The sequence below is a fragment of the Brucella anthropi genome, assembly GCF_046630315.1.
Lineage (GTDB): Bacteria > Pseudomonadota > Alphaproteobacteria > Rhizobiales > Rhizobiaceae > Brucella > Brucella anthropi_A.
On sequence record NZ_LQBD01000010.1, the window covers coordinates 47,767 to 73,025 of the forward strand.

Sequence of the window (25,259 nt, forward strand, 5' to 3'; positions counted from 1 at the left end):
ATGGGGCCGGTGCGTATTTCTACAGTCTGTCGCGATGTGGCGTCTTGAAGATCACACCAATCTGGACGGCTATGCTTGCAGCTGATTTAGAGCATTTTCAGGCCAAAAGTGCGAAGCGGTTCTGCGGAAAATGCTTGAAAACAAAAAGATAGAGCGGTTCCGACGTTGCCATTTAAACCGGGACCGCTCTCATGGGCTTCACAACAAGTGCAGTGCCTTTATCGTGGATAATCCTTCACCTGTGGATGATTGATCGATACCGAAATCGACTTGAATAGCAAAAAGCCGGGCACTGGGCCCGGCTTCCAATAATTCTCAATGCCTGCTGCTATTCAGCAGCCTCTGAACTGCGCTTGGGGCGGCGTTCCAGCAATTCCTTGAGGAAGTGGCCGGTGTAGGAGCGCTTCTCCTGCACAATGTCTTCCGGACGGCCCACGGCGACAATCTCGCCGCCGCCATCGCCGCCTTCCGGTCCAAGGTCGATCACCCAATCGGCGGTCTTGATGACTTCGAGGTTATGCTCGATCACCACGACCGTATTGCCCTGTTCGACCAGTTCGTGCAGCACTTCCAGAAGTTTTGCCACGTCATGGAAATGCAGACCGGTTGTCGGCTCATCCAGAATATAGAGCGTGCGGCCCGTCGCGCGGCGCGACAGTTCCTTGGCAAGCTTCACGCGCTGCGCTTCGCCGCCGGAAAGCGTCGTCGCCTGCTGCCCGACCTTGATATAGCCGAGCCCGACCTTGACGAGCGTTTCCAGCTTATCACGCACCGCAGGCACGGCGGAGAAGAACTCCGCGCCTTCCTCAACCGTCATATCCAGCACATCGGCGATGGACTTGCCCTTGAACAGGACTTCCAGCGTTTCGCGGTTATAGCGCTTGCCGTGGCAGACGTCGCAAGTCACATACACATCCGGCAGGAAGTGCATCTCGATCTTGATGACGCCATCGCCCTGGCAGGCCTCGCAGCGCCCGCCCTTCACGTTGAACGAGAAGCGGCCCGGCTGATAGCCGCGTGCCTTGGCTTCCGGCAGGCCTGCGAACCAGTCGCGGATCGGCGTGAAGGCGCCGGTATAGGTTGCCGGGTTGGAGCGCGGGGTGCGGCCGATCGGTGACTGGTCGATATCGATCACCTTGTCGAGGAATTCCAGCCCTTCGATGCGGTCATGTTCCGCCGGATGCTCACGCGACCCCATGATGCGGCGCGAAGCGGCCTTGAACAGGGTTTCGATCAGGAAGGTGGACTTGCCGCCGCCTGAAACGCCGGTGACGGCGGTAAACGTGCCGAGCGGAATATCCGCCGAGACATTTTTGAGGTTGTTGCCGCGCGCGCCCACCACCCGGATGCGCTTGGATTTTTCAATCTTGCGGCGTTGCGCCGGGACGGCGACTTCCATCGCGCCGGACAGATACTTACCCGTCAGCGAGTTTGCGTTGGACATCACGTCCTGCGGCGACCCTTGGGCGATGATCCTGCCGCCATGCACGCCTGCCGCCGGGCCGATATCGACCACGTAATCGGCAGTCAGGATCGCATCTTCATCATGTTCGACCACGATGACCGTATTGCCGAGGTCGCGCAGATGGCGCAGCGTGTCGAGAAGGCGGGCATTGTCGCGCTGATGCAGGCCGATGGAGGGTTCGTCCAGCACGTAAAGCACGCCGGTCAGGCCGGAGCCGATCTGCGAGGCAAGGCGAATGCGCTGGCTTTCACCGCCCGACAGCGTGCCGGAATTGCGCGCCAGCGTCAGATAGTCGAGGCCGACATCGTTGAGGAATTGCAGGCGCTCACGGATTTCCTTGAGGATGCGGGCGGCAATTTCACGCTGCTTGTCGTTGAAGCTGCCGTCAATCTCGCGGAACCAGCGATCCGCCTTGCGGATCGACATTTCCGTGATTTCGCCGATATGCTTCATGCCGACCTTGACCGCCAGCGCTTCCGGCTTCAACCGATAGCCGGCACAGGCAGGGCAGGGCGTCGAGGCCATGAAGCGTTCGATATCTTCACGCGACCAGGCCGAATCGGTCTCCTTCCAGCGACGCTCCAGATTGGGGATGACACCCTCGAACGGCTTGGTCGTCTGGTAAGAACGCAGCCCGTCATCGTACTGGAAGGTGATTTCCTTGCCCTTGGTGCCATAAAGAATGGCCTGCTGTGCTTCTTCCGAGAGATCAGCCCATTTCGCGCCGATCTTGAAGCCATAGGCTTTGCCCAGCGCTTCCAGCGTCTGATTATAGTAAGGCGACGAGGATCGCGCCCACGGGGCAATCGCGCCGTCCTTCAGCACCGCCGTTTCGTCGGGCACGATCAGGTTCGGATCGATGGCCTGCTGCGTGCCGAGGCCATCACAGGTCGGGCAGGCGCCGAACGGGTTGTTGAACGAGAACAGGCGCGGCTCGATTTCGGGAATGGTGAAACCAGAAACCGGGCAGGCGAACTTTTCCGAGAAAAGAATCCGCTCATGCGTCTCATTGGCCGACTTGTTGGCCGAACCGCCTTCCGCCGTTTCTTCGGGCGGCAGCGGCTTGTCGGCAAATTCGGCAATGGCCAGGCCTTCGGCAAGCTTGAGGCAGGTTTCGAGGCTGTCGGCAAGACGGGTCGAAAGGTCGGGGCGCACCACCACACGGTCCACCACCACGTCGATATCGTGTTTGTATTTCTTGTCCAGCGCCGGGACATCGGCGATTTCATAGAAGGTGCCGTCGACCTTGACGCGCTGGAAACCCTTCTTCTGAAGCTCAGCCAGCTCCTTCTTGTACTCGCCCTTGCGGCCGCGCACGATGGGCGCGAGAATGTAAAGGCGCGTGCCTTCTTCCAGCGTCATCACGCGGTCGACCATCTGGCTGACGGTCTGGCTTTCGATGGGAAGGCCGGTCGCCGGCGAATAGGGCACGCCGACGCGCGCAAAAAGCAGGCGCATATAGTCGTAGATTTCGGTGACGGTGCCGACCGTCGAACGCGGATTGCGGCTCGTCGTCTTCTGCTCGATGGAAATGGCGGGCGACAGGCCGTCGATCTGGTCGACATCCGGCTTCTGCATCATTTCCAGGAACTGGCGCGCATAGGCCGAAAGGCTTTCGACATAGCGGCGCTGGCCTTCCGCATAGATCGTGTCGAAGGCAAGCGACGACTTGCCCGAGCCGGAAAGCCCCGTCATCACGATCAGCTTGTCGCGCGGCAGATCGAGATCGACATTTTTCAGATTGTGCTCGCGCGCGCCGCGTATGGAAATGAATTTCTGATCGCTCATTCCGCGTCCTGCCTGCTTCGTCCTGCCATGGATAACCGGGCGCCGAATGTGGAAATACGCCGCGCCGCTCCATTATATGGGGTGGGACCTTCCAAGAAGAAGGGGTCTTTCAATCGTTCGTGTGCACTCTTATCACCAGAACAAATATCGAACAACCAGCCTTCTGATAGGCGATACGAAATGTGAACGCAAGAGCGTTGACTGTCACTCCTGACAGGAGCAGACTACTCTCACTCGCTGACAGCGGAGAGGTGCCGCGGTGGGATGACACGGCATCGGCAAGAGGTCCGCAGGAGGCGGGAAACCCGGTAGGGAGGTAAAGGAGCATGAGTCCACCTGACTACGTTGCCTAGCTTTCACAAGGATGAAAGCACAATCCGTTTCGGTCGCGGCAGCATCTTTTCGCAAGGAATGATGCCTCGTTGATCGAAGGTGCGATTGCCGACAATTTGAATTTGCGCGGAATGCAAATGGCCGTGCGCCTTTGTGATCCGAAAAAATCTGCCGACGAATTACTGTCGACACATGAGCATTGCTCAAACCCCAAGCCCTGCGCGCCAAAGATACAGTGAGCGGCAGGGCTTTTCCTTGGAGGCTGATCCGGTCCGTATCATGTCGGTCAAGGACGCCTGTTTTGAAATTAAGGCAAATGCAGTTTTAGGCCCTGAAATGAGGCAAACCGCATTTTCAGCGTGGAATCTGGTGCAAAAACACACTGAAATCTGTGGCGAAGCTGTGACTTTTTCATGTCGAAAGCTTGCATTTTGAACAAAGCAGGAACATAAACTCTGTGGACATTGATAAATTCGCCGTCCCGGATTGAGCGCTCATTGAGCCAGTCCTGTAAGGTGAAGGTAGAGTTTCTGGTGATGGCGCATTGTTGCGCCTGGCCTTTCTTTTGGAAAGCGCCTCTTGCCCGTGCGGTGTCGCATGGAAAGAGTGTGCATGCGAGACCCGGAGTAAGTTTTCGATGGCTGGTAGCGTCAACAAAGTCATTTTGGTCGGCAATCTTGGTGCCGATCCGGAAATTCGTCGTCTGAATTCCGGCGATGTGGTTGCCAATCTGCGCATTGCAACGTCGGAAAGCTGGCGCGACCGTCAGACCGGCGAACGCAAGGACCGCACCGAATGGCACAGCGTCGTCATTTTCAACGAGAACCTTGCCAAGGTCGCGGAACAATATCTGAAGAAGGGCGCCAAGGTTTATATCGAAGGCGCGCTCCAGACCCGCAAGTGGCAGGATCAGAACGGCAATGACCGTTACTCGACGGAAGTTGTGCTGCAAAAGTTCCGCGGTGAACTGCAGATGCTCGACAGCCGTGGCGAAGGCGGCGGTGAGGGCCGTTCGTTCGGCGGCGGCGGCAATCGCAACCAGATGTCGGACTATTCCGGCGGCGGTGGAGATTTCGGCTCGTCCGGCCCATCCTCGGGCGGCGGCAGCGGCGGTGGTTTCTCGCGCGATCTGGACGACGAAATCCCGTTCTGAGAACCGGCATCATCCGGTTTATAAGCAAAATGTGAAAAGGCGCTGTTTTACAGCGCCTTTTCTCTTGTATACACATGCTCAAAGCGGCTGACTGCGCACTGTCGGCCTGCGGCTTTACAAGCCCTCTCAGCCCGCCTTGCTAATGCATGTCTCCCAAAAGTGGGAACCGCCTTCGCGGGGAAATCAGTCCACTGGACTGATTTCTGATCCCGCTACGATGGGATAAAGACATGCAGGAAAACAAAAACTTAAAGCGTGTCGTATGACTACGATAAAATGCGACACGCTTTAGCAGATGAAACCTGTTCGCCGTCTTCTTTTGTGAATGAGGAAACCGGGTTCTCCAGAAGCGGCAGAACCAGTTCTGAGGGGCGGCACAGCCTGGTGCCGCGCGGCGTTTCGACGATGGGTCGATTGATCAGGATCGGATGGGCGATCATGAAATCGATCAACTCGTCATCGGTCCATTTGGGATCGGACAGGCCGAGTTCGCCATAGGGCGTGCCTTTCTCACGCAGCAGTTCACGCGGCGTCAGCTTCATGGCCGTCAGCAGGCCGATCAGACGTTCCCGTGTCGGCGGATTCTGCACATATTCAACAATGACAGGCTCTTCGCCGCTGGCGCGGATCATCGCCAGCGTATTGCGCGAGGTGCCGCATTTCGGGTTATGGTAGATCGTAATGGTCATCGAAATTTTCCGCCGTGGCCGGTGAATGAAGGAATCGTGCTTTTTAGGCTGTAGTGACGAATGAACTTATGGTTTGGCGCGAGGGTATTTTGTTGCTGAACAGGAGAAACGACCGCCGTGGAGTTGATCTCCACAAGGGCGTTTCGATGCATTCAGAAGCAAAATACACCGCGTCCCTTCGGGATATGGCAAAAAACCTCCATCTTGGCGTCGCAAAACCTCGCCAAGGGATTGGGGGGAGGAACCACCCCACCTTCGGTTTCGCTCCTAAAGCTGAAGATTTTTTGCCCATACCAAACCGTGAAGTTCATTCGTCACTACAGCCTAGCTGTTTTCGTCATTCTCGATAGAAAATTCCATCCTGTCAGCCGAAAAACGGGTCAGCGAATACTGGATCGGCCGTCCTTCCGTGTCGATGTTTACCGCGCGCGCCGTAAGCACGATGGCGCCGGGAGACAGTTTCAGGTTTCCAAGGTCTTCCGGGTCGGCATGACGGGCCGATATGACGGTCGATTTTCGCAGGTAGTCGGCAATGCCGGCCGCTTTGAACGCAGCCGTGATCGAGCCGCTTTCCGCATAATCCTTCGCAAAGGAAGGAAAGCGCGCGGCATCGATCCAGTGGGTCGCAATCGAAATGGAATAGCCGTCGGCATTGTGCATCGTTTCAAGCCGGATCACGTCGTCGCCGGGATGCAGCGCCAACGCATCGGCGATATCCGGGGAGGCGGGTTCGATACCTGAAGCCAGCAAAATCCCCTGCATTTCCCGGACCTGCGAGGCCAGCGATTGCGAAATGCGGGTGCGCCGCCCGATCTGGTAGGTGAGGCGCCTTGCATTGGCAACGAAAGTGCCGCGTCCCTGTTCGGCCCGCAGCACGCCTTCCTGCGTGAGTGCCGCAATGGCGCTGCGCACCGTATGGCGATTGACCCCGAACCTGTCGGCAAGTTCCATCTCGGCAGGCATGCGCGCGCCGGAAGCGAGCTTTCCGGCCATGATCTCGCCGCGTATCTCTTCGGCAATTTGCCGCCAGATCGCCACACCGCTGTTTCTCTCAATGCGCCGGTTCTTTGTCATCAATTGTCATCGTCCTGTCATTGGCAGGGTGTATTCATTTTGATATTGTATAGTTGTCTATATAACTAGACAATTTGAAAGATGACGTCAACAGGATTTGAGGGCAGGGAAGCTCATGTACGGTACGCAGCAAAGTACGAAGAGAAGCGAACCCGGTTCCACCACCGAAAGCGGAAGGGCCGCAGTGCCGGATCCGGTTCAAGCCGCGCGGCAGGCAAGCATGGCGGTTCTTGCCCGTGCAAGCGGTGAAGAATTGCAGGCCCTCTGGCAGGCATGGTCCGACAAGCCGGAATTCGAGGTTCTGCGCGGGCCGGAAACCGGCCTCGTGATGCTGCGCGGCCGCATCGGCGGCGGCGGCGCGCCCTTCAATGTGGGTGAAGCGACGGTCACGCGCGCGACGGTGCGGCTTTCCGACGGCTTGGTCGGCCATTCCCATGCGCTTGGCCGCGATCGGGAAAAGGCGCGCCTTGCCGCTCTTTTCGATGCGCTGTGGCTGGATGAAAGCCGGCGCGATGCGGTGGAAAAGCAGGTGCTGGACGTTTTGCGCAAGCGGCTCTGCGATGCCGATGCCACCGCACGCGGCGAAGCCGCCGCCACCAAGGTCGATTTTTTCACAAAGGTCCGGGGAGACAATTGATGCGCCATAATTCTCCAGCTTTCGAGGGCGGTTTGGTCGATCCGGTGACGGATGCGCAAGCGGTTTTTCACGCCGTCATGCACGCCATGGCCAATCCCGGCCGCATCTATCCGCTGCAACATGCGGCCACACCGCCAAAGCCGCTGACGCCGGAGTTGGGGGTTATTGCGGCCACCTTGCTCGACCACGATGCGACGGTCTGGTGCGATGCCGCCATAAGGGCCCAGGAAAGCGCGACCGCCTGGCTGACTTTCCACACTGGCGCGCCACGTGTCGATCATGCGGATGCGGCGCAATTCGCTCTGGTCAGCCATGTTTCGGGACTGCCGCCTCTGGCCGGGTTTTCGCAGGGCGATGCCGAGTTTCCCGACCGTTCGACAACCATTGTCCTCGCCGTTGCGTCGCTGACGGCCGGGCAGGGTTTTGTGCTCAAAGGCCCAGGCATCGACGGTGAGCGTGCGCTTCATGTCGAAGGTCTGCCGCAGGATTTCACCCGGCAGTGGCGCGAGAACGGCGCGCAATATCCGCTGGGTGTCGATCTTGTTCTGGTCTGCGACGGCGCTGTCGCGGCACTGCCCCGCACAACCCGGATTTCCGCTCTGGAGGGCTGAAAATGTATGTTGCCGTAAAGGGTGGCGAAACGGCCATCCGCAATGCCCACCGCCTTCTCGATGATCGCCGTCGCGGCGACCGTTCGGTCCCGGCCCTGCGGCTCGACCAGATTGTCGAGCAGCTTGCGCTGGCGGTCGATCGCGTCATGGCCGAAGGCTCGCTCTATGACCGTGAACTGGCGGCATTGGCCGTTCGCCAGTCGCGTGGCGACCTGATCGAGGCGATCTTTCTGGTGCGCGCCTATCGCACCACCTTGCCGCGCTTTGGCTATTCGCGCCCCATGGAAACCGCGCATATGCTGATCGAACGCCGCATTTCGGCGACCTACAAGGATCTGCCGGGTGGCCAGCTGCTCGGGCCGACCTTCGATTACACGCACCGGCTTCTTGACCCGGATCTCGCCGGAGACGCAGCCGTGCCGGAACCGGAGACGCGCCCCGCGGAGCCGGAGGAAACGCCGCGCGTGACTGATATTCTGGGCGCCAATGGCATGATCGAGGAGGACGGTTTGCTGCCGGAAGGGCACGAACCGGGCGACCTGACGCGCGAACCGTGGACTTTTCCGATGGAGCGCGACCTGCGCTTGCAGGCACTGGCGCGCGGCGACGAGGGCTTTCTGCTGGCTCTCGGCTATTCCACCCAGCGCGGCTATGGCAACAACCATCCGTTTGTCGGCGAAATCCGCATTGGCGAAGTGGATGTCGAATTCGACGTGCCGGAACTCGGCTTTGCCGTTTCGCTCGGTCGCGTGCAGCTCACCGAATGCCAGATGGTCAACCAGTTCAAGGGTTCGGCCAGGCAGCCGCCGCAATTCACGCGCGGCTATGGGCTGGTCTTCGGCCAGAGCGAGCGCAAGGCCATGTCCATGTCGCTTTGCGACCGCGCATTGCGGGTTCGCGAATTCGATACGGATGTGACAGCACCGGCGCAGGACGAGGAATTCGTCATTTCCCATTCCGACAATGTGCAGTCCACCGGCTTTGTCGAACATCTGAAACTGCCGCATTACGTGGATTTTCAGGCCGAACTCGATCTCATCCGCCGCATGCGCGCGGAATATGAAAAAGCGCAGCACCAGAACAGGGAAGCCGCAGAATGAGTGATCTGGCCCATTACAACTTCGCCTATCTGGACGAGCAGACCAAGCGGATGATCCGCCGCGCCATCCTGAAGGCCATCGCCGTTCCGGGCTATCAGGTGCCTTTCGCCAGCCGCGAAATGCCGATGCCCTATGGCTGGGGCACCGGCGGCGTGCAGGTGACGGCCTCCATCATCGGGCCTGACGATGTGCTGAAGGTCATCGATCAGGGCGCCGACGACACCACCAATGCCGTCTCCATCCGTGCTTTCTTCCAGAAGACCGCGAATGTCGCCGTCACCACCCATACAAGCGAGGCGACGATCATCCAGACCCGCCACCGCATCCCGGAATATCCGCTGACCGAGGGGCAGGTGATCGTCTATCAGGTGCCGATCCCGGAGCCGCTGCGTTTTCTGGAACCGCGCGAAACCGAAACGCGCAAGATGCACGCGCTTGCCGAATATGGCCTCATGCATGTGAAGCTCTACGAAGACATTGCCCGTCACGGCCATATCGCCAAGACCTATGATTATCCGGTGATGATCGAGGGGCGCTATGTGATGGCGCCTTCGCCGACGCCGAAATTCGACAATCCGAAAATGCACATGTCCCCGGCATTGCAGCTGTTCGGCGCGGGCCGTGAAAAGCGCATCTATGCCGTGCCGCCTTACACACAGGTCGTCAGCCTCGATTTCGAGGATCATCCATTCGAGGTGCAGAAATTCAGGGAGCCATGCGCGCTTTGCGGCGCGAAGGGCGTCTATCTGGATGAAGTCGTGCTGGATGATCGCGGCGGCTCGATGTTCGTCTGCTCCGACACCGATTTTTGCGAAGACCGTCAGGCCAACGGCCATTTCGGTCATCTGGCAGCCAAGAGCGAGGCAGCACAATGAGCGAGCAACCTCTGCTGAGAGTAAACAGCCTGTCGAAATTCTACGGCAATCGCCGTGGCTGCGCGGATATTTCCTTCAATCTGTGGCCGGGCGAAGTGCTGGCCATCGTGGGTGAATCCGGGTCCGGCAAGACGACGCTGCTGAACAGTCTGGCAACCCGCCTGGAGCCGACTTCCGGCACGGTCGAATACCGGATGCGCGACGGTGAATTTCGCGATCTATACAAAATTGGCGAGGCGGAACGCCGCTTCCTGATGCGGACGGACTGGGGCTTTGTGCATCAGAACCCGGCGGACGGATTGCGCATGACGGTTTCGGCCGGCGCCAATGTTGGCGAACGCCTGATGGCGGTGGGTGAACGCCATTACGGCAATATCCGCTCGACGGCGACCGAATGGCTGGGCCGCGTCGAAATCGCCTCCGACCGGATCGACGATCAGCCGCGCGCCTTTTCCGGCGGCATGCGCCAGCGCCTGCAGATTGCCCGCAATCTGGTGACGGCGCCGCGCCTCGTCTTCATGGATGAGCCGACCGGCGGGCTCGATGTGTCGGTGCAGGCGCGTCTTCTCGATCTGCTGCGCGGCCTCGTCAGCGATCTCGGCCTGTCGGTGATTATCGTGACGCATGATCTCGCCGTCGCCCGGCTTCTGTCCCATCGCATCATGGTCATGAAAGACGGCCATATTGTCGAACAGGGCCTGACCGACCGCGTTCTGGACGACCCGCAGGCGCCCTATACGCAGCTGCTCGTGTCATCGATCTTGCAGGTTTAGTAAAATAAAACAGATATTTGCAGCGTGTTGTTCCTAATTTAACGGAACTTCATGCGTGAGGTGAAAAATGTCCATGTTGCAAACATCAGCCCCGCTTGCCGTCAGCGATGTCACGAAAACCTTCGTCATGCATTTGCAGGGCGGCATCGAACTTCCGGTCGTGCGCCGCGTGAATTTTGAACTCCATGCCGGTGAATGCGCCGTGCTTGGCGGCCCATCGGGCGCGGGCAAAAGCTCGATCCTGAAAATGGTCTACGGCAATTATGCGGTCAATGGCGGCTCGATCCTGATCCGCCATGCCGACCGCACGGTCGATCTGGCGACAGCCGATCCGCGTGAGGTGCTGGCGGTGCGTCGCGATACGATTGGCTATGTCAGTCAGTTTCTGCGCACGCTGCCGCGTGTGGCGGCCATCGATGTGGTGGCCGAGCCGCTCACCGCGCGCGGCATTGACCGTGAAACAGCGCGGAACCGCACCCGCGACCTTCTGGCAAGGCTCAACCTGCCGGAAAGGCTGTGGGGCTTACCGCCCGCGACCTTTTCCGGCGGTGAACAGCAGCGTGTGAACATCGCGCGCGGTTTCATCACCGATCATCCGGTCTTGCTGCTCGACGAGCCGACCGCTTCGCTGGACGCGAAGAACCGCGCCGTCGTGGTCGATCTCATCCAGACCAAGAAGGAACAGGGCGTCGCCATGCTCGGCATCTTCCACGATGAGGATGTGCGCACGGAAGTTGCCGACCGGATTATCGACGTTACCGCATTCGCCCCCAAAGCGGCGGCGTAGGAGTTGCCATGCCCAATGAAATCGTTTTGAAAAATGCCCGGATCGTGCTTGCTGACGAGATTGTTTCCGGCTCCATCCTGATCCGCGACGGCAGGATCGCAGCCATCGATCAGGGCAACGGCAATGGCGGCGATGATATGGATGGCGATTATGTCATTCCGGGTCTGATCGAGCTGCACACGGACCAGCTCGAAAGCCACTATGCGCCGCGTCCAAAGGTGCGCTGGAATGTCGATGCGGCGGTGCAGGCGCATGATGCGCAGGTCGCGGCATCGGGCATCACCACGGTATTCGATGCGATGCGCGTCGGTTCCGACTATGATCGCGACTTCGTGGGCGAGGATATGCGGATGCTGGCCGATGCGATCGAAAGCGGCGTGCGCGAAAATCGCCTGCGTGCCGACCACTTCCTGCATCTGCGCTGCGAAGTTTCATCCGCCGATTGCCTGGAAACATTCGAGCTTTTTGCAGGCGACGACCGCGTAAAACTTGCTTCGCTCATGGATCACGCACCCGGACAGCGGCAATTCGTTGATCTTGAGACCTATCGCACCTATTACATGCGCAAGATGAAGCTCACGGATGAGGAGTTCCGGGTGCATTGTGAAAAGCGCATGGCGGATTCGGACGCCTATTCGGCTGGACACAGACGTTCCATCGCCGAAATGGCTGCGGCGCGCGGCATCGTTCTGGCGAGCCATGACGATGCGACCAGTGCCCATGTCGATGAATCGCTCGACCATGGTGTGCGGATCGCCGAATTTCCGACCACGATGGAAGCCGCCAAGGCGTCGAAAGGCGCGGGGCTTTCGATCCTGATGGGCGCGCCGAACATCGTTCGCGGCGGCTCGCATTCCGGCAATATTGCCGCACGCGATCTGGTGGACAATGGCAGCCTCGACATTCTGTCGTCGGACTATATCCCGTTCAGCCTCATCCAGTCGGCTTTCGGTCTGGCTTCCGGCGAACGCGCCATTGCGCTGCCTGATGCAATCCGCCTTGTGACCAAGAATCCCGCTGACGCCATGGCCATGGATGATCGCGGCGAGGTCGCCATCGGCAAGCGCGCCGACCTGGTGCGCGTGCGCCCGAAAGGCGCAATTCCGGTTGTGCGCACGGTGTGGCGCGAAGGCGAGCGGGTGCTGTGATGCCGGTACAATCCAACGCGCCGAAAGGCTGTTTCGTCGCCGTCGTCGGCCCCAGCGGGGCCGGCAAGGACACGATCATGGACGCGGCGCGTGCTGCCCTTGCGGGCGACACGCGATTTCATTTTGTGCGCCGCATCATCACGCGCCCGCAAATGCCGGGAACGGAAGATCACGACAGCCTTGACGAAGCGGCTTTCGACCAGGCGGCAGGCGAGGGCCGTTTCGCGCTGCACTGGCGGGCGCATGGCCTGCGCTATGGCCTGCCGAAAGCGCTGGATGATCAAATCGCGGACGGCAGCGTGGTGATCGCCAATGTCTCGCGCCGGGTCCTGAGCGATATCCGCAGGCTCTACACATCGCGTTCGGTGGTCCTGATCACGGCCCGGCCGGATGTGCTCGCCGAACGGCTTGCAGCGCGCGGCCGCGAAAGCCGCGACGAGATCGCAGCACGGCTCAAGCGCGAGGTGAGCTTCGATGACGGCGCCGGAGATGTTGTCACAATAGACAATTCCGGCGATGTCGGCGCATCCACAGCGGCCTTCCTTCGTCATCTGAATAAAATTGCTGTTAAAACAATCGCTTGATTAGATTTTCTATAGTGGCATGTAAATTTACACAAACGTCATTGAGCTTTCATTGCAGTGTCATGGAAGCCATTCACAGTGCGCATGAATGGAGACGAATTCATGCTTCAACTGAAAAACATAACGCGCCGCTATAATGACAAGATGGCGGTTTCGGGCGTGGATCTCGAAATCGAACCGGGCACGTTTGTGGGAATTATCGGGCGTTCGGGCGCGGGCAAATCGACGCTTCTGCGTATGATCAATCGCCTCGTCGAACCCTCCGAGGGGACAATACACTGGGACGGCCGCGATGTGACGGGGCTGAAAGGTTCGGGCCTGCGCGACTGGCGCGCGCAATGCGCCATGATTTTCCAGCATTTCAATCTGGTCGATCGTCTCGATGTTCTGACCAATGTTCTGATGGGCCGTCTGAACTATGTTTCGACGCCGAAATCGCTCCTGCGCATCTGGGGCGACGAGGAGCGCCTGATCGCGCTTTCCGCCTTGCAGCAGTTCGATATCGCGCATCTTGCAGCGCATCGGGCCGATGAGCTTTCCGGCGGACAGCAGCAGCGCGTGGCGATTGCCCGCGCGCTTGTGCAGCAGCCGCGCATCATTCTCGCCGACGAGCCGATTGCATCGCTCGATCCGCGCAATACCCGCAGCGTCATGGACGCGCTGCGCCGCATCAATCGCGAATACGGCATCACGGTCCTTTGCAATCTGCACTCGCTCGATATTGCGCGCAGCTATTGCGACCGCCTCGTCGGCATGTCGGCTGGCAGGATCGTATTTCGCGGCACACCGTCGATGCTGACCGAAATGGCGGCACGCGACCTTTACGGCATGGAAGCCGCCGACGTCATCGACGCCGGTGAGCCGCGCGAAACCATGCCAATGCCGGTTCCGCAGTCGGCCAAAGCCGTTCTGCGCCAGCTTTCCGCATGAGCGCACAAAGCTCCGGAAAAGAAGCACGCTCCAAAATCGGGGATTAACAGGAGAGACTTATGCTTAACCGTAGAACCTTTCTGGCGGCCGCAGCGCTTGCCGTGACGATGACTTTCAACGCCCAGGCTGCCGACTGGAGCAAGGACTACCCGGAAATCGTTCTGGGCGTGATCCCGGCGGAAAACGCCTCGACCACGTCCGACCGTTATGCGCCTCTGGCTGCGTATCTGGGCAAGGAACTCGGCACCAAGGTCACGCTGCGCGTCGCCAACGATTATGCCGCCGTCATTGAAGGCCAGCGCGCCGGCAACATCCAGATCGCATTCTATGGCCCGGCTTCCTATGCGCGCGCCGTCATGACCGGCGTTGAAACCACGCCGCTCGTCAACCAGCGTCACGACACCGGCGTCAACGGCTATTATTCGGTCGTCTATGTGCGCGCCGACAGCCCCTACCAGAAAATGGACGACCTGAAGGGCAAGACCATTGCGCTCGTCGATCCGAACTCGACCTCGGGCAACAATGCGCCGCGCTTCTTCCTCAACCGCGAAGGCTATAGCGTCGATACGTTCTTCGGTAAGAACTTCTTCGCCGGCAGCCACGAAAACGCGGTCCTCGCGCTTGCACAGGGCACCGCGGATGCCGCTGCCAACTCGTGGAACTCGGAAGACGATTCCAACCTGACCCGCATGGTCAGCCGCGGCGTGCTGAAAGACGCCAATGGCAAGGCGATGACGAAGGATGATTTCCGCATCATCTTCAAGTCGGACTTCCTTCCGGAAGGCCCGTTTGCAGTCCTCAGCACGCTGCCGGACCAGCTGAAGGCCGATATCAAGCAGGCTTTCCTCGACATGCCGACGAAGGACAAGGCCGGCTTTGACGCGCTTTCCGACGGCAAGGACAAGGAATTCGTAGCCACCGAAGCCAAGGATTATGAGCCGATCATCGAGATGCTCAAGTTCAACGACAAGGCACGCAAGTCCTAATCCGTAGAATAATTGAAGTGCCCGAAGCCGCTCAAGCTTCGGGCACTTTTATTAGGGAATCTCGCATGACGGTATCCTCACTCGACGGCAGTGGCGCAAAAAGCCTGCTTGCCGATTATCGCCGGGAAGTCGGCAAACGACGTCTCTACGGTATCGCGCTTCTCCTCGCGCTCGTCGTCGTCGCCATTGCCGCCTCCGCCGTTGCCGATGTTCGGCCGGGCACGCTGGTCGAAAATCTCTTTCGCTTCACAAGCTATCTCGGCCGCATTCTGCCGGATCTGACCATTGCCAATTTCGGCAGCGACCTCGCTGCCTGGTACTGGAATCTCGGCGGCTGGCTGAAGATGCTGTTCGAGACGCTGCTGATCGCCTATCTGGCGACCCTGATCGGCGCGGTGGTCGCGTTTGGCGCATCCTTCGCGGCATCGTCCAATATGGCGCCCAATTCGACGGTGCGTTTTATCGTCCGTCGCGGGCTCGAACTGCTGCGCACGGTCCCGGAAATCGTCTTCGCGCTGCTTTTTGTCATCGCCTTCGGACTTGGGCCTATGGCCGGTGTGCTGGCGCTGATGCTGCACACGACAGGGGCGCTGGGCAAACTGTTTTCCGAAGTGGTCGAGAACATCGATATGCGTCCGGTGGAAGCTATCCGCGCATCGGGCGGTTCCGGCCTTCAGGTCATCCGCTTTGCCGTGCTGCCGCAAGTGGCCGCCAATTTCGCCTCCTATGGCCTGCTGCGCTTTGAAATCAATGTGCGCGGCGCTTCCGTCATGGGCTTTGTGGGGGCTGGTGGCATCGGGCAGGAATTGCTCACCTCCATCCGCCAGTTCTATTACAGCGATGTCAGCGCCATCCTGCTTCTGATTATCGTGACCATTGTTGTCATCGATCTCATTACACAGCGTGTGCGCCACGCACTGCTTGGTCGTATTGGTTGAGGAGCATGATCCCGAAAAGTGGGAACCGCCTACGCGGGGAAATTAGTCCACTGGACTAATTTCTAATCCCGCTTCGATCAGAAAAAGATCATGCTCAAACAGAAGAGAGAAACATGACCGACATTGCACAAACTCTCTCCCGTGAAGCACATGCGCACGAAAAGCAATTGAGGGCCGAATATGCCGATCTGTTCGGCAATGGGCGCGCGTGGCGCAATCTGGCGATCTTGACCGCAGCTCTTGTCGCTTCAGTCTGGTTTGCCTTCTACTGGCTCGATTTTTCGCTGCTGCGCATTCTGAACGGGCTTGGTCGGCTTGGCGATTTCGCGCTGATGATGATACCGCCATCGGCTGGCGGGCGTTTCAGCCTTTATCTCTGGTCGATGATGGAAACGCTCGCAATCGCCTATCTCGGCACATTGCTGGCGGCGATCCTCGCCTTTCCGTTCGGCTTTCTGGCGGCGAAGAACATCATCCCGAATATGTTCCTGCATTTCGGCATTCGCCGCTTCCTCGACACCATTCGCGGCGTCGATACGCTGATCTGGGCGCTGATCTGGGTGTCGGTGGTGGGGCTTGGGCCGTTCGCCGGTATTCTCGCCATTGCCTGTTCGGATTTCGGGGCATTCGGCAAGCTTTTCTCCGAAGCCATCGAAGGCGCCGACAGAAAGCCGGTCGAAGGCGTGGTTTCGTCCGGCGGCGGCAGGCTGCACGGCTATCGCTTCGGCGTGCTGCCGCAGGTTCTGCCGCTGATCGGCAGTCAGGTGCTTTATTTCTTCGAGTCGAATACCCGTTCGGCCACCATCATCGGCATTGTCGGGGCAGGCGGCATCGGCGCACATCTGGCCGAACAGATCAAGGTCCTGAACCTTCAGGACGTTTCCTTCCTGATCATCATGATCCTGATCGCCGTTGCCGTGATCGACTGGTTCTCGTCAAAACTGCGTCATGCCATGATCGGCAGGAAGGGGCAGAAATCAGCCTAACACTACAGTTGCATTCTTCGTGATGCCGGGCTGCAAAGAGCAATTTGTCTGCGTTCCGGTGCTCACGTACCTTTAAGTACGCTGCGCTCCGGTACTCGAAAATCACTCTTTTCGCCACGGCCTGACGAATTTGCAACTGTAGTGCTAACCTGTTATCAGCGTCTTGATGCCATCGGCAACGAACTGAACGGCAAGTGCCGCCAGAATGACGCCCAGAAGGCGGGTGAGGATGGAACGGCCGGTTTCGCCGAGAAACCGGTCGACGCGTTCCGCCAGCAGCAGCACGACATAGGTGATCAGCAGGCAGACGAAGATGACGCCGAGCAGCGCCAGGCGCGGCCCGATGCCGTGGAACGAATCCGATGTCAGCACGATGGCCGAAATCGCGCCCGGACCGGCAATCAGCGGAATGGCAAGCGGGAAGGCGGCTATATTGCGGATATGGTCCTTGGTGATGGCGACCTCGGCGCTCTTTTCCTTGCGCTCCGTCCGCTTCTCGAAAATCATTTCAAACGCGATCCAGAACAGGAGAAGACCGCCGGCAACGCGGAACGCGCCGATGGTGATGCCGAACATGCCGAGGATCTGCGCGCCTGCAATGGCAAAAAGCGCCATCACGATGAAACCGATAATCGAGGCGCGAAGCGCCACCTGTCCGCGGTGGTGCCGCTCCATGCCCGGCGTCAGCGCCAGAAACAAAGGCGCCAGCCCCGGAGGGTCGATCGTGACAAGCAGGGTGACGAAGGCGCTGAAAACCGTGTCGTAGAACCCCATTACCGTGCGCACCCTTCTGTTGGCATGTCATGCCCAATCGGATACAGGAATTGTAGACGATCGGCAGCCTATGGTCGACGCAAAGCGCGAGGTCGGGCAACATCCTTGCTCAATCTTTATGTGAATATCTTTTAAGCCCTTGAATTGACAGGCGGAAATAGCCCGCCGAAACGGTCGCGAAATTGGCGTTTTCTGCTGATTTCCGTTATAAAGTGACTTTATCGATTCTGTTGAGAAAGAAATCTGAATAGTGTCAGATCAAACGCCTCCACCCGGTTCCGACGATATGAATGGTGGCCCAAACGGCGGCCCTAGCGGTATCGAACCGATTTCCATCATTGAGGAGATGCAGCGCTCCTATCTCGATTACGCGATGAGCGTTATCGTCAGTCGCGCGCTGCCCGATGTGCGCGACGGCCTGAAGCCCGTGCATCGCCGCATTCTCCACGCCATGAACGAGATGAACCTCGCCTATAACCGCCCATACCGTAAATCGGCGGGTGTGGTCGGTGAGGTGATGGGTAAATATCACCCGCATGGCGACGCATCTATTTATGACGCCCTCGTGCGTATGGCGCAGGATTTCTCCATGCGCGATCCGCTGGTCGACGGGCAGGGCAATTTCGGCTCCATCGACGGCGACCCGCCGGCAGCGATGCGCTACACCGAATGCCGCCTGGAAAAGCTGACCGAAACCATCCTGTCGGATATCGACAAGGATACGGTCGACTTCCAGGACAATTATGACGGCCGCGAGCAGGAACCCGTGGTCATGCCCGCGCGCTTCCCGAACCTGCTCGTCAACGGGTCGGGCGGTATTGCCGTCGGCATGGCGACAAACATCCCGCCGCACAATCTGGGCGAAATCATCGACGGTTGCGTCGCCCTGATCGACAATCCGGCCATCGAACTGCCGGAACTGATGGAGATCATTCCCGGTCCCGATTTCCCGACCGGCGGCATCATTCTCGGACGCGCAGGCATCAATTCCGCCTATACGACCGGGCGCGGTTCGGTCGTCATGCGCGGACGCGCCACCATCGAGCCGATGCGCGGCGACCGCGAAGCCATCATCATCACCGAGATTCCCTATCAGGTGAACAAGGCCACGATGATCGAGAAGATGGCCGAACTGGTGCGCGACAAGCGCATCGAGGGCATTTCCGATCTGCGCGACGAATCCGACCGCGAAGGCTATCGCGTCGTGGTGGAACTGAAGCGCGACGCCGTTGCCGATGTCGTGCTGAACCAGCTTTATCGTTATACGCCGCTGCAAACCTCGTTCGGCTGCAACATGGTGGCGCTGAACGGCGGCAAGCCGGAACAGCTCAACCTGCTCGACATGCTGCGCGCCTTCGTCGTCTTCCGCGAGGAAGTGGTGACGCGCCGCACAAAATTCCTGCTCAACAAGGCGCGCGACCGCGCGCATGTGTTGGTGGGTCTTGCAATCGCCGTCGCCAATATCGATGAGGTGATCGCGCTCATCCGCCGTGCGCCCGATCCGACGACGGCGCGCGAGCAGTTGATGGAACGCCGCTGGCCGGCGGTCGATGTGGCCCCGCTGATCCGCCTCATCGACGATCCGCGCCACACGCTCAACGACGACAACACCTATAATCTCTCCGAGGAACAGGCGCGCGCCATTCTCGATCTGCGTTTGCAGCGCCTGACCGCGCTCGGCCGCGACGAAGTGGCTGACGAGCTGAACAAGATCGGCGAGGAAATTCGCGATTATCTCGATATTCTGTCGTCGCGCCTGCGCGTGATGAATATCGTCAAGGAAGAGATGATTGCGGTTCGCGACGAGTTCGCGACCCCGCGCCGCACCGAAATCGGTTTCGGCGGCGCTGAAATGGACGATGAAGACCTGATCGCCCGTGAGGACATGGTCGTCACCGTCAGCCATGCGGGCTATATCAAGCGCGTGCCGCTCACGACCTATCGCGCGCAGCGCCGCGGCGGCAAGGGCCGCTCCGGCATGGCGACGAAGGACGAGGATTTCGTCACGCGCCTGTTCGTCGCCAATACGCATACGCCGGTTCTGTTCTTCTCCTCGCGCGGCATTGTCTACAAGGAGAAGGTCTGGCGTCTGCCCGTCGGCACGCCGCAATCGCGCGGCAAGGCGCTCATCAACATGCTGCCATTGCAGCAGGGCGAGCGCATCACCACCATCATGCCGCTGCCGGAGGATGAGGAATCCTGGGCAAATCTGGACGTCATGTTCTCGACCACGCGCGGCACGGTTCGCCGCAACAAGCTGTCGGACTTCGTGCAGGTCAACCGCAACGGCAAGATCGCGATGAAGCTCGAGGACGAGGGCGATGAAATCCTCTCGGTCGATACCTGTACGGAATTCGATGACGTGCTTCTGACCTGCGCCGGCGGCCAGTGCATCCGCTTCCCCGTCACCGATGTGCGCGTCTTTGCGGGCCGCAACTCGATCGGCGTGCGCGGCATCAACCTGGCCAATGGCGACAAGGTCATCTCCATGGCCATCCTGCATCACGTCGATGCCGATGCGTCCGAGCGTGCCGCCTATCTCAAGCGTTCGATTGCCGAGCGCCGGGCGCAAGGCGCGGATGATGCAGATGATATCGTGGTGGTCGGCGAGGATGTCGGAACCGAAACCGAACTCAACGACGAACGCTATCAGGAACTGAAGGCGCGCGAAGAAACCGTGCTGACGGTCAGCGAATATGGTTACGGCAAGCGCTCCTCGTCCTATGAGTTCCGCGTGTCGGGCCGTGGCGGCAAGGGCATCCGCGCCACCGACACGTCGAAGACCGACGAGATCGGCAAGCTGGTCGCCCTGTTCCCGGTCGAGGCGAGCGACCAGATCCTGCTTGTTTCCGATGGCGGACAGCTTATCCGCGTGCCGGTTGACGGTATTCGCATTGCCGGGCGCTCCACCAAGGGTGTCACGATCTTCAATACGGCGGACGGCGAGAAGGTCGTCTCGGTCGAACGCATATCGGAAGCCGATAGCGACGAAGACAACGGCAATGGCAATGGCGGCGAGGCGGCTTCCGAAGGCGAAGCGCCGGGTGCCGGCACCGAAGAATGATCAAGGAGCCGGGCTCTTTGTTCTGAACAATGAAAAAGGCCGATGGTGCAAACCATCGGCCTTTTTCAGATGCCAAGACTGGAGGAATTGGCGATCGCAGAAACTTTCACACAGCAAGCTCCAACGCTTTTGCGCGAGCTCGGCTGTTTGCACCTCAGCGCGAACGCATGTTGCGCAAACTATTGATGTCGAATGCCACCTGACGCACGCGCTGGCGCTTGGCCTCGTTCTCTTCGAGAAGCAATATGATTGCCGATACGGCCATCGCGACCATCATGGATAATGCCAGAAGAAAGATCATCATCGTGTTATCCTTTCGACATATATACGCTTCCAAAGCGAAAAGGTTGCACCAAACTTGCGCCTATCTTGGTAAATCCGTTGTGAACTTGTCGTGAAATCGCTGTTCATATCGCGTTCATCTGATTTCTTGGTTTCTGTTTTCTTATCGCCGTGGTTCTTGTTGAAAATCCCGTCAGAAAAGGCTAGCTGGAAGAAATGACGATCGCGATCTATGCGGGCTCCTTCGACCCGGTGACAAACGGCCATATGGATGTCCTCAAAGGTGCCCTGCGCCTTGCCGACGAGGTTATTGTCGCCATTGGCGTCCATCCCGGCAAAAAACCGCTCTTCACCTTCGAGGAGCGCGTGGCGCTCATCGGCGAGAGTTCCAGGGCCATATTGGGCAAGGATGCAGGCCGGGTTTCCGTCATCTCCTTCGACGGGCTGGTCATCGATGCAGCGCGCAGGCATGCTGCGCAATTGATGGTGCGCGGTTTGCGCGACGGCACCGATCTCGACTATGAAATGCAGATGGCGGGCATGAACGGCACGATGGCGCCGGAATTGCAGACCGTGTTCCTTCCGGCGGACCCGGCGGTACGCACGATTACCGCCACATTGGTTCGCCAGATTGCCTCCATGGGCGGCGATATAAAGCCCTTCGTTCCTGCGGCTGTTGCCGCTGCCTTGAACGTCAAATTCAAATCCTGATTGCAGGGAGTTTTTCGATCATGTCTTTCATTCGTTCAGCGCTTGCCGCTGTTGCCTTTATCGCGCTGTCGCAGACGGCTTTCGCCGCCAATGCCGAGAACACCATGGTTCTCAAGCTGAAGGACGGCGATGTTGCCATCCAGCTTCGCCCCGATCTCGCGCCCAAGCATGTGGCGCAGATCGAAAAACTGGTGCGCGACGGCGCCTATGACGGCGTTGCCTTCCACCGCGTCATTCCGGGCTTCATGGCCCAGACCGGCGATGTGAAATTCGGCAATATGGACAAGGGCTTCGATGCTTCACGCGTCGGCACCGGCGGTTCGGATTATCCCGATATTCCGGCGGAATTCTCGAAGGAACCCTTCGTGCGCGGCACGGTCGGCATGGCCCGCAGCCAGAACCCGAATTCGGCCAATTCGCAATTCTTCATCATGTTCGCGGATGGCGGGTTCCTCAATGGCCAGTACACCGTGGTCGGCAAGGTTGTCAGCGGCATGGACGTCGTCGACAAGATAAAGAAGGGCAGCGAAGCCGATAATGGCGCCGTGACAAACCCCGACAAGATCATCAAGGCCACGCTTCAGGCCGACAAGAAGTAAGATCGAAGATAATACAAGGAGAGGCTCAATGGCTTACAAAGACCCGGAAAACACGCTCGTTCTGGAAACCACCAAGGGCAATGTCGTCCTGGAACTCTATCCGGATCTGGCGCCGGATCATGTGGCGCGCATCAAGGAACTGGCGCGCGAAGGCGCTTATGACGGCGTTGTGTTCCACCGCGTGATCGATGGCTTCATGGCGCAGACCGGCGACGTGAAGTTCGGCAAGACGGGCGGCACGCATTTCAACGGTTCGCGCGCCGGCATGGGCGGTTCGGACAAGCCGGACCTGAAGGCCGAGTTCTCCAACACGCCGCACAAGCGCGGCACGGCTTCGATGGCGCGTTCGGCCAACCCGAATTCGGCCAATTCGCAGTTCTTCATCTGCTTTGCCGATGCTCCGTGGCTCGACCGCCAGTACAGCGTCTGGGGCCAGGTCATCGAAGGCATGGACAATGTCGACAAGATCAAGCGCGGCGAGCCCGTCGCCGATCCGGACCAGATCGTGACGGCGCGTATCGCCGCCGACATCTGATTCAATCGTCCGTATCGAGAAATTTCGGCTCCGGCTTCCGCCGGGGCCGTGATTCGTTTGCCGCATTTCCAGACGTAAAGCCGCTTCGTACTTTTGCTGGAAATGCTCTAGAGGTTCATCATGCGTGTTGATCTTTTCGATTTCGATTTGCCGGAAGAGAGCATTGCCCTGCGCCCGGCAGAGCCGCGAGACCACGCCAGATTGTTGCGTGTCCGTCCCGGCCAGCCATTCGAGGATCGACAGGTGTTCGAACTGCCGGACCTGTTGCAGCCCGGCGATGCGCTTGTCTTCAACGACACCAAGGTCATTCCGGCGCAGCTTGAAGGCATGCGCGAGCGCGAGGGCAATATTTCGCAGGTCAGCGCCACGCTGCATATGCGCACCGGCCCCGACCGCTGGAAAGCTTTCCTGCGTCCGGGCAAGCGCGTGAAGGAAGGCGACCGCATCCGGTTCGGCCATTCCGGTTCGAGCTGCTTCCTCGGCACGCTCGACGCCACCGTGGCCGAAAAGGGCGATGCGGGCGAAGCGCTTCTCGTCTTCGATCTTTCCGGCGCCATGCTGGACGAGGCCATCGCATCGGTCGGGCACATTCCGCTGCCGCCCTATATCGCCTCGAAACGCGCCGAAGACGAGCGTGACCGCAAGGACTACCAGACGGTCTATGCGCGTGAGGAAGGGGCCGTGGCGGCACCCACCGCCGGATTGCATTTCACGCCGGACCTCCTGCAAAAGATCAAGGCCAGAGGCATCGAGGAGCATTTCGTAACGCTGCATGTGGGGGCGGGGACCTTCCTGCCCGTCAAGGCCGACGACACGGCAGACCACAAGATGCATTCGGAAATCGGATATGTGTCGCAGCGGACCGCCGATGCGCTCAATGCCGTGCACGCGCGGGGCGGCAGGATCGTCTGTGTCGGCACGACGTCGCTGCGCCTCATCGAAAGCGCTGCGGGGGAGGATGGCATCATCCGTCCATGGGCAGGCCCGACCGATATCTTCATCACGCCCGGCTATCGCTTCCGGGCCGTCGATCTTCTCATGACCAATTTTCATCTGCCGCGCTCGACGCTGTTCATGCTGGTATCGGCCTTCAGCGGTTTGGAGACGATGCGCGCCGCCTATGACCATGCCATCGGCAACGGCTATCGCTTCTATTCCTATGGCGACGGCAGCTTGCTTGAGCGGGCCGACACAGCGAAAGACACCGCATGACGACAGAAAATTTCGAATTCAAGGTGCTGGCAACCGACGGCGCGGCGCGTCAGGGCGCAATTTCCATGCCGCGCGGCGTGGTGCGCACGCCTGCCTTCATGCCGGTCGGCACGGCAGGCACGGTCAAGGCCATGTATATGGACCAGGTGAAGGAGCTTGGCGCCGATATCATCCTCGGCAACACCTATCACCTGATGCTGCGGCCGGGTGCCGAGCGCGTGGCGCGTCTTGGCGGCCTGCACGAATTCGGCGGCTGGAAAGGCCCGATCCTGACCGATTCCGGCGGTTTTCAGGTCATGTCGCTCGCGCAATTGCGCAAGCTCGACGAGAAAGGCGTGACCTTCCGTTCGCATATCGACGGAAAACCTTATGAAATGACGCCGGAACGCTCCATCGAGATTCAGGGGCTGCTCGACAGCGATATCCAGATGCAGCTCGATGAATGCGTGGCGCTGCCGTCACCGGAAAAGAACACCGAGCGCGCCATGGAACTGTCGCTGCGCTGGGCCGAGCGCTGCAAGGCCGCTTTCGGCAACCAGCCGGGCAAGGCGATGTTCGGCATCGTGCAGGGCGGCGACGTTGCGCGCCTGCGCGAGAGATCGGCGGAAGCATTGAAGGCGATGGACCTCAAGGGCTATTCGGTCGGCGGGCTTGCGGTCGGGGAGCCGCAGCAGGTCATGCTCGACATGCTGGAAGTCGTCTGCCCGATCCTGCCTTCGGAAAAGCCGCGCTACCTGATGGGTGTCGGCACGCCGGACGATATACTGAAATCGGTGGCGCGCGGGATCGACATGTTCGATTGCGTGATGCCGACCCGTGCGGGCCGCCATGGCCTGGCTTTCACGCGGTTCGGCAAGGTGAACCTGCGCAATGCGCGCCATGCGGAAGATCATCGCCCGCTGGACCCGGAATCGGATTGCCCGGCATCGCGCGACTATAGCCGCGCCTATCTGCATCATCTGGTGAAATCCGGCGAAGCGCTCGGCGCCATGCTGCTGACCTGGAACAATCTGGCCTATTATCAATATCTGATGAAGGGCATCCGCGCCGCGATTGCCGATGGGCGGTTCAACGATTTTGCCGCCGAAACCACGGAAGGATGGGCGAGGGGCGATATAGTCCCGCTCTGATTCGCTCCACGACCGGCAAGCAAGGCTGGAGCATTTTCGAGCCAAAAGTGCGAAGCGGGATAATCCGACAAAACAAATAGTTAGAGCGGTTCCGG

General features: G+C 59.5%; 25 protein-coding genes and 1 pseudogene. 20 read left to right on the plus strand and 6 right to left on the minus strand.

Annotation, left to right across the window (positions count from 1 at the left end; all coding sequences use genetic code 11):
* Positions 1-328: 328 nt before the first annotated feature.
* Positions 329-3,253, minus strand: coding sequence for an excinuclease ABC subunit UvrA (uvrA, locus tag AVM02_RS07170; RefSeq protein ID WP_411506281.1), 2,925 nt, complete (start codon positions 3,251-3,253; stop codon positions 329-331).
* 525 nt (positions 3,254-3,778) lie between these two features.
* Between uvrA and AVM02_RS07175 the strand changes: the two genes are divergently transcribed.
* Both AVM02_RS07175 and ssb read left to right on the plus strand, forming a co-directional pair.
* The gene (locus AVM02_RS07175) at positions 3,779-4,021 is read left to right on the plus strand and encodes a hypothetical protein (protein ID WP_411506282.1); all 243 of its coding nucleotides are present in this window, start codon (positions 3,779-3,781) and stop codon (positions 4,019-4,021) included.
* Positions 4,022-4,223: 202 nt separating this feature from the next.
* A complete protein-coding gene (gene ssb / locus AVM02_RS07180; RefSeq protein ID WP_006470425.1) occupies positions 4,224-4,739 on the plus strand; it encodes a single-stranded DNA-binding protein in 516 nt (171 codons plus the stop codon).
* Positions 4,740-5,005: 266 nt separating this feature from the next.
* Here ssb and arsC read toward each other — a convergent pair whose 3' ends face one another.
* From arsC to phnF, 3 genes and pseudogenes are all read right to left on the minus strand, one after another.
* Positions 5,006-5,428 (minus strand): arsenate reductase (glutaredoxin), encoded by a 423-nt coding sequence (gene arsC, locus AVM02_RS07185; protein WP_411506283.1) that lies wholly within the window; start codon positions 5,426-5,428, stop codon positions 5,006-5,008.
* Positions 5,429-5,439: 11 nt separating this feature from the next.
* Positions 5,440-5,580, minus strand: a pseudogene (locus tag AVM02_RS07190) (low molecular weight phosphotyrosine protein phosphatase); the annotation flags it as partial.
* A gap of 172 nt (positions 5,581-5,752) precedes the next feature.
* On the minus strand, positions 5,753-6,505 hold the full coding sequence (phnF, locus tag AVM02_RS07195; protein WP_411506284.1) for a phosphonate metabolism transcriptional regulator PhnF: 753 nt from the start codon (positions 6,503-6,505) through the stop codon (positions 5,753-5,755).
* A gap of 112 nt (positions 6,506-6,617) precedes the next feature.
* Between phnF and phnG the strand changes: the two genes are divergently transcribed.
* From phnG to phnE (AVM02_RS07255), 12 genes are all read left to right on the plus strand, one after another.
* The gene (gene phnG / locus AVM02_RS07200; RefSeq protein WP_411506285.1) at positions 6,618-7,139 is read left to right on the plus strand and encodes a phosphonate C-P lyase system protein PhnG; all 522 of its coding nucleotides are present in this window, start codon (positions 6,618-6,620) and stop codon (positions 7,137-7,139) included.
* Positions 7,139-7,750, plus strand: a complete 612-nt coding sequence (phnH, locus tag AVM02_RS07205; RefSeq protein ID WP_411506286.1) for a phosphonate C-P lyase system protein PhnH — start codon at positions 7,139-7,141, stop codon at positions 7,748-7,750. The genes phnG and phnH overlap by 1 nt, the downstream gene beginning before the upstream one ends.
* Before the next feature lie 2 nt (positions 7,751-7,752).
* Entirely contained in the window at positions 7,753-8,850 is a 1,098-nt protein-coding gene (locus tag AVM02_RS07210) for a carbon-phosphorus lyase complex subunit PhnI (RefSeq protein ID WP_411506287.1), read from the plus strand.
* Positions 8,847-9,725, plus strand: coding sequence for an alpha-D-ribose 1-methylphosphonate 5-phosphate C-P-lyase PhnJ (locus AVM02_RS07215; RefSeq protein ID WP_411506288.1), 879 nt, complete (start codon positions 8,847-8,849; stop codon positions 9,723-9,725). Before AVM02_RS07210 ends, AVM02_RS07215 begins: the two co-directional genes overlap by 4 nt.
* Positions 9,722-10,498, plus strand: a complete 777-nt coding sequence (phnK, locus tag AVM02_RS07220) for a phosphonate C-P lyase system protein PhnK (protein ID WP_113474744.1) — start codon at positions 9,722-9,724, stop codon at positions 10,496-10,498. Before AVM02_RS07215 ends, phnK begins: the two co-directional genes overlap by 4 nt.
* Before the next feature lie 67 nt (positions 10,499-10,565).
* Positions 10,566-11,285, plus strand: a complete 720-nt coding sequence (gene phnL, locus AVM02_RS07225; protein WP_411506289.1) for a phosphonate C-P lyase system protein PhnL — start codon at positions 10,566-10,568, stop codon at positions 11,283-11,285.
* Positions 11,286-11,293: 8 nt separating this feature from the next.
* Positions 11,294-12,433, plus strand: coding sequence for an alpha-D-ribose 1-methylphosphonate 5-triphosphate diphosphatase (locus AVM02_RS07230; protein WP_411506290.1), 1,140 nt, complete (start codon positions 11,294-11,296; stop codon positions 12,431-12,433).
* Complete coding sequence (gene phnN / locus AVM02_RS07235; protein WP_411506291.1) at positions 12,433-13,017, plus strand: phosphonate metabolism protein/1,5-bisphosphokinase (PRPP-forming) PhnN; 585 nt, start codon at positions 12,433-12,435, stop codon at positions 13,015-13,017. The genes AVM02_RS07230 and phnN overlap by 1 nt, the downstream gene beginning before the upstream one ends.
* Before the next feature lie 102 nt (positions 13,018-13,119).
* Positions 13,120-13,947: a phosphonate ABC transporter ATP-binding protein gene (phnC, locus tag AVM02_RS07240; RefSeq protein WP_411506292.1), complete on the plus strand. Its 828-nt coding sequence runs from the start codon at positions 13,120-13,122 to the stop codon at positions 13,945-13,947.
* A gap of 59 nt (positions 13,948-14,006) precedes the next feature.
* A complete protein-coding gene (phnD, locus tag AVM02_RS07245) occupies positions 14,007-14,933 on the plus strand; it encodes a phosphonate ABC transporter substrate-binding protein (protein WP_411506293.1) in 927 nt (308 codons plus the stop codon).
* Positions 14,934-14,998: 65 nt separating this feature from the next.
* Complete coding sequence (gene phnE / locus AVM02_RS07250; protein WP_411506294.1) at positions 14,999-15,871, plus strand: phosphonate ABC transporter, permease protein PhnE; 873 nt, start codon at positions 14,999-15,001, stop codon at positions 15,869-15,871.
* A gap of 113 nt (positions 15,872-15,984) precedes the next feature.
* Entirely contained in the window at positions 15,985-16,857 is an 873-nt protein-coding gene (phnE, locus tag AVM02_RS07255; protein ID WP_411506295.1) for a phosphonate ABC transporter, permease protein PhnE, read from the plus strand.
* Positions 16,858-17,001: 144 nt separating this feature from the next.
* Here phnE (AVM02_RS07255) and AVM02_RS07260 read toward each other — a convergent pair whose 3' ends face one another.
* Positions 17,002-17,631 (minus strand): MarC family protein, encoded by a 630-nt coding sequence (locus AVM02_RS07260; RefSeq protein WP_411506296.1) that lies wholly within the window; start codon positions 17,629-17,631, stop codon positions 17,002-17,004.
* A gap of 286 nt (positions 17,632-17,917) precedes the next feature.
* On the opposite strand from AVM02_RS07260, the gene gyrA reads away from it, so the two are divergent.
* On the plus strand, positions 17,918-20,695 hold the full coding sequence (gene gyrA, locus AVM02_RS07265; protein ID WP_411506297.1) for a DNA gyrase subunit A: 2,778 nt from the start codon (positions 17,918-17,920) through the stop codon (positions 20,693-20,695).
* Positions 20,696-20,849: 154 nt separating this feature from the next.
* On the opposite strand, the gene AVM02_RS07270 is transcribed toward gyrA, so the two are convergent.
* A complete protein-coding gene (locus AVM02_RS07270) occupies positions 20,850-20,999 on the minus strand; it encodes a hypothetical protein (protein WP_411506298.1) in 150 nt (49 codons plus the stop codon).
* Positions 21,000-21,193: 194 nt separating this feature from the next.
* Here AVM02_RS07270 and coaD point away from each other — a divergent pair, with 194 nt between their 5' ends.
* The 5 genes from coaD (at position 21,194) to tgt (ending at position 25,164) form a co-directional block, all read left to right on the plus strand.
* Complete coding sequence (gene coaD / locus AVM02_RS07275; RefSeq protein WP_411506299.1) at positions 21,194-21,688, plus strand: pantetheine-phosphate adenylyltransferase; 495 nt, start codon at positions 21,194-21,196, stop codon at positions 21,686-21,688.
* A 20-nt stretch (positions 21,689-21,708) separates the two neighbouring features.
* Positions 21,709-22,287: a peptidylprolyl isomerase gene (locus tag AVM02_RS07280; RefSeq protein WP_411506300.1), complete on the plus strand. Its 579-nt coding sequence runs from the start codon at positions 21,709-21,711 to the stop codon at positions 22,285-22,287.
* 28 nt (positions 22,288-22,315) lie between these two features.
* A complete protein-coding gene (locus AVM02_RS07285) occupies positions 22,316-22,822 on the plus strand; it encodes a peptidylprolyl isomerase (RefSeq protein WP_411506301.1) in 507 nt (168 codons plus the stop codon).
* A 120-nt stretch (positions 22,823-22,942) separates the two neighbouring features.
* The gene (queA, locus tag AVM02_RS07290) at positions 22,943-24,034 is read left to right on the plus strand and encodes a tRNA preQ1(34) S-adenosylmethionine ribosyltransferase-isomerase QueA (RefSeq protein WP_411506302.1); all 1,092 of its coding nucleotides are present in this window, start codon (positions 22,943-22,945) and stop codon (positions 24,032-24,034) included.
* On the plus strand, positions 24,031-25,164 hold the full coding sequence (gene tgt / locus AVM02_RS07295; protein ID WP_411506303.1) for a tRNA guanosine(34) transglycosylase Tgt: 1,134 nt from the start codon (positions 24,031-24,033) through the stop codon (positions 25,162-25,164). The genes queA and tgt overlap by 4 nt, the downstream gene beginning before the upstream one ends.
* Positions 25,165-25,259: the final 95 nt, after the last annotated feature.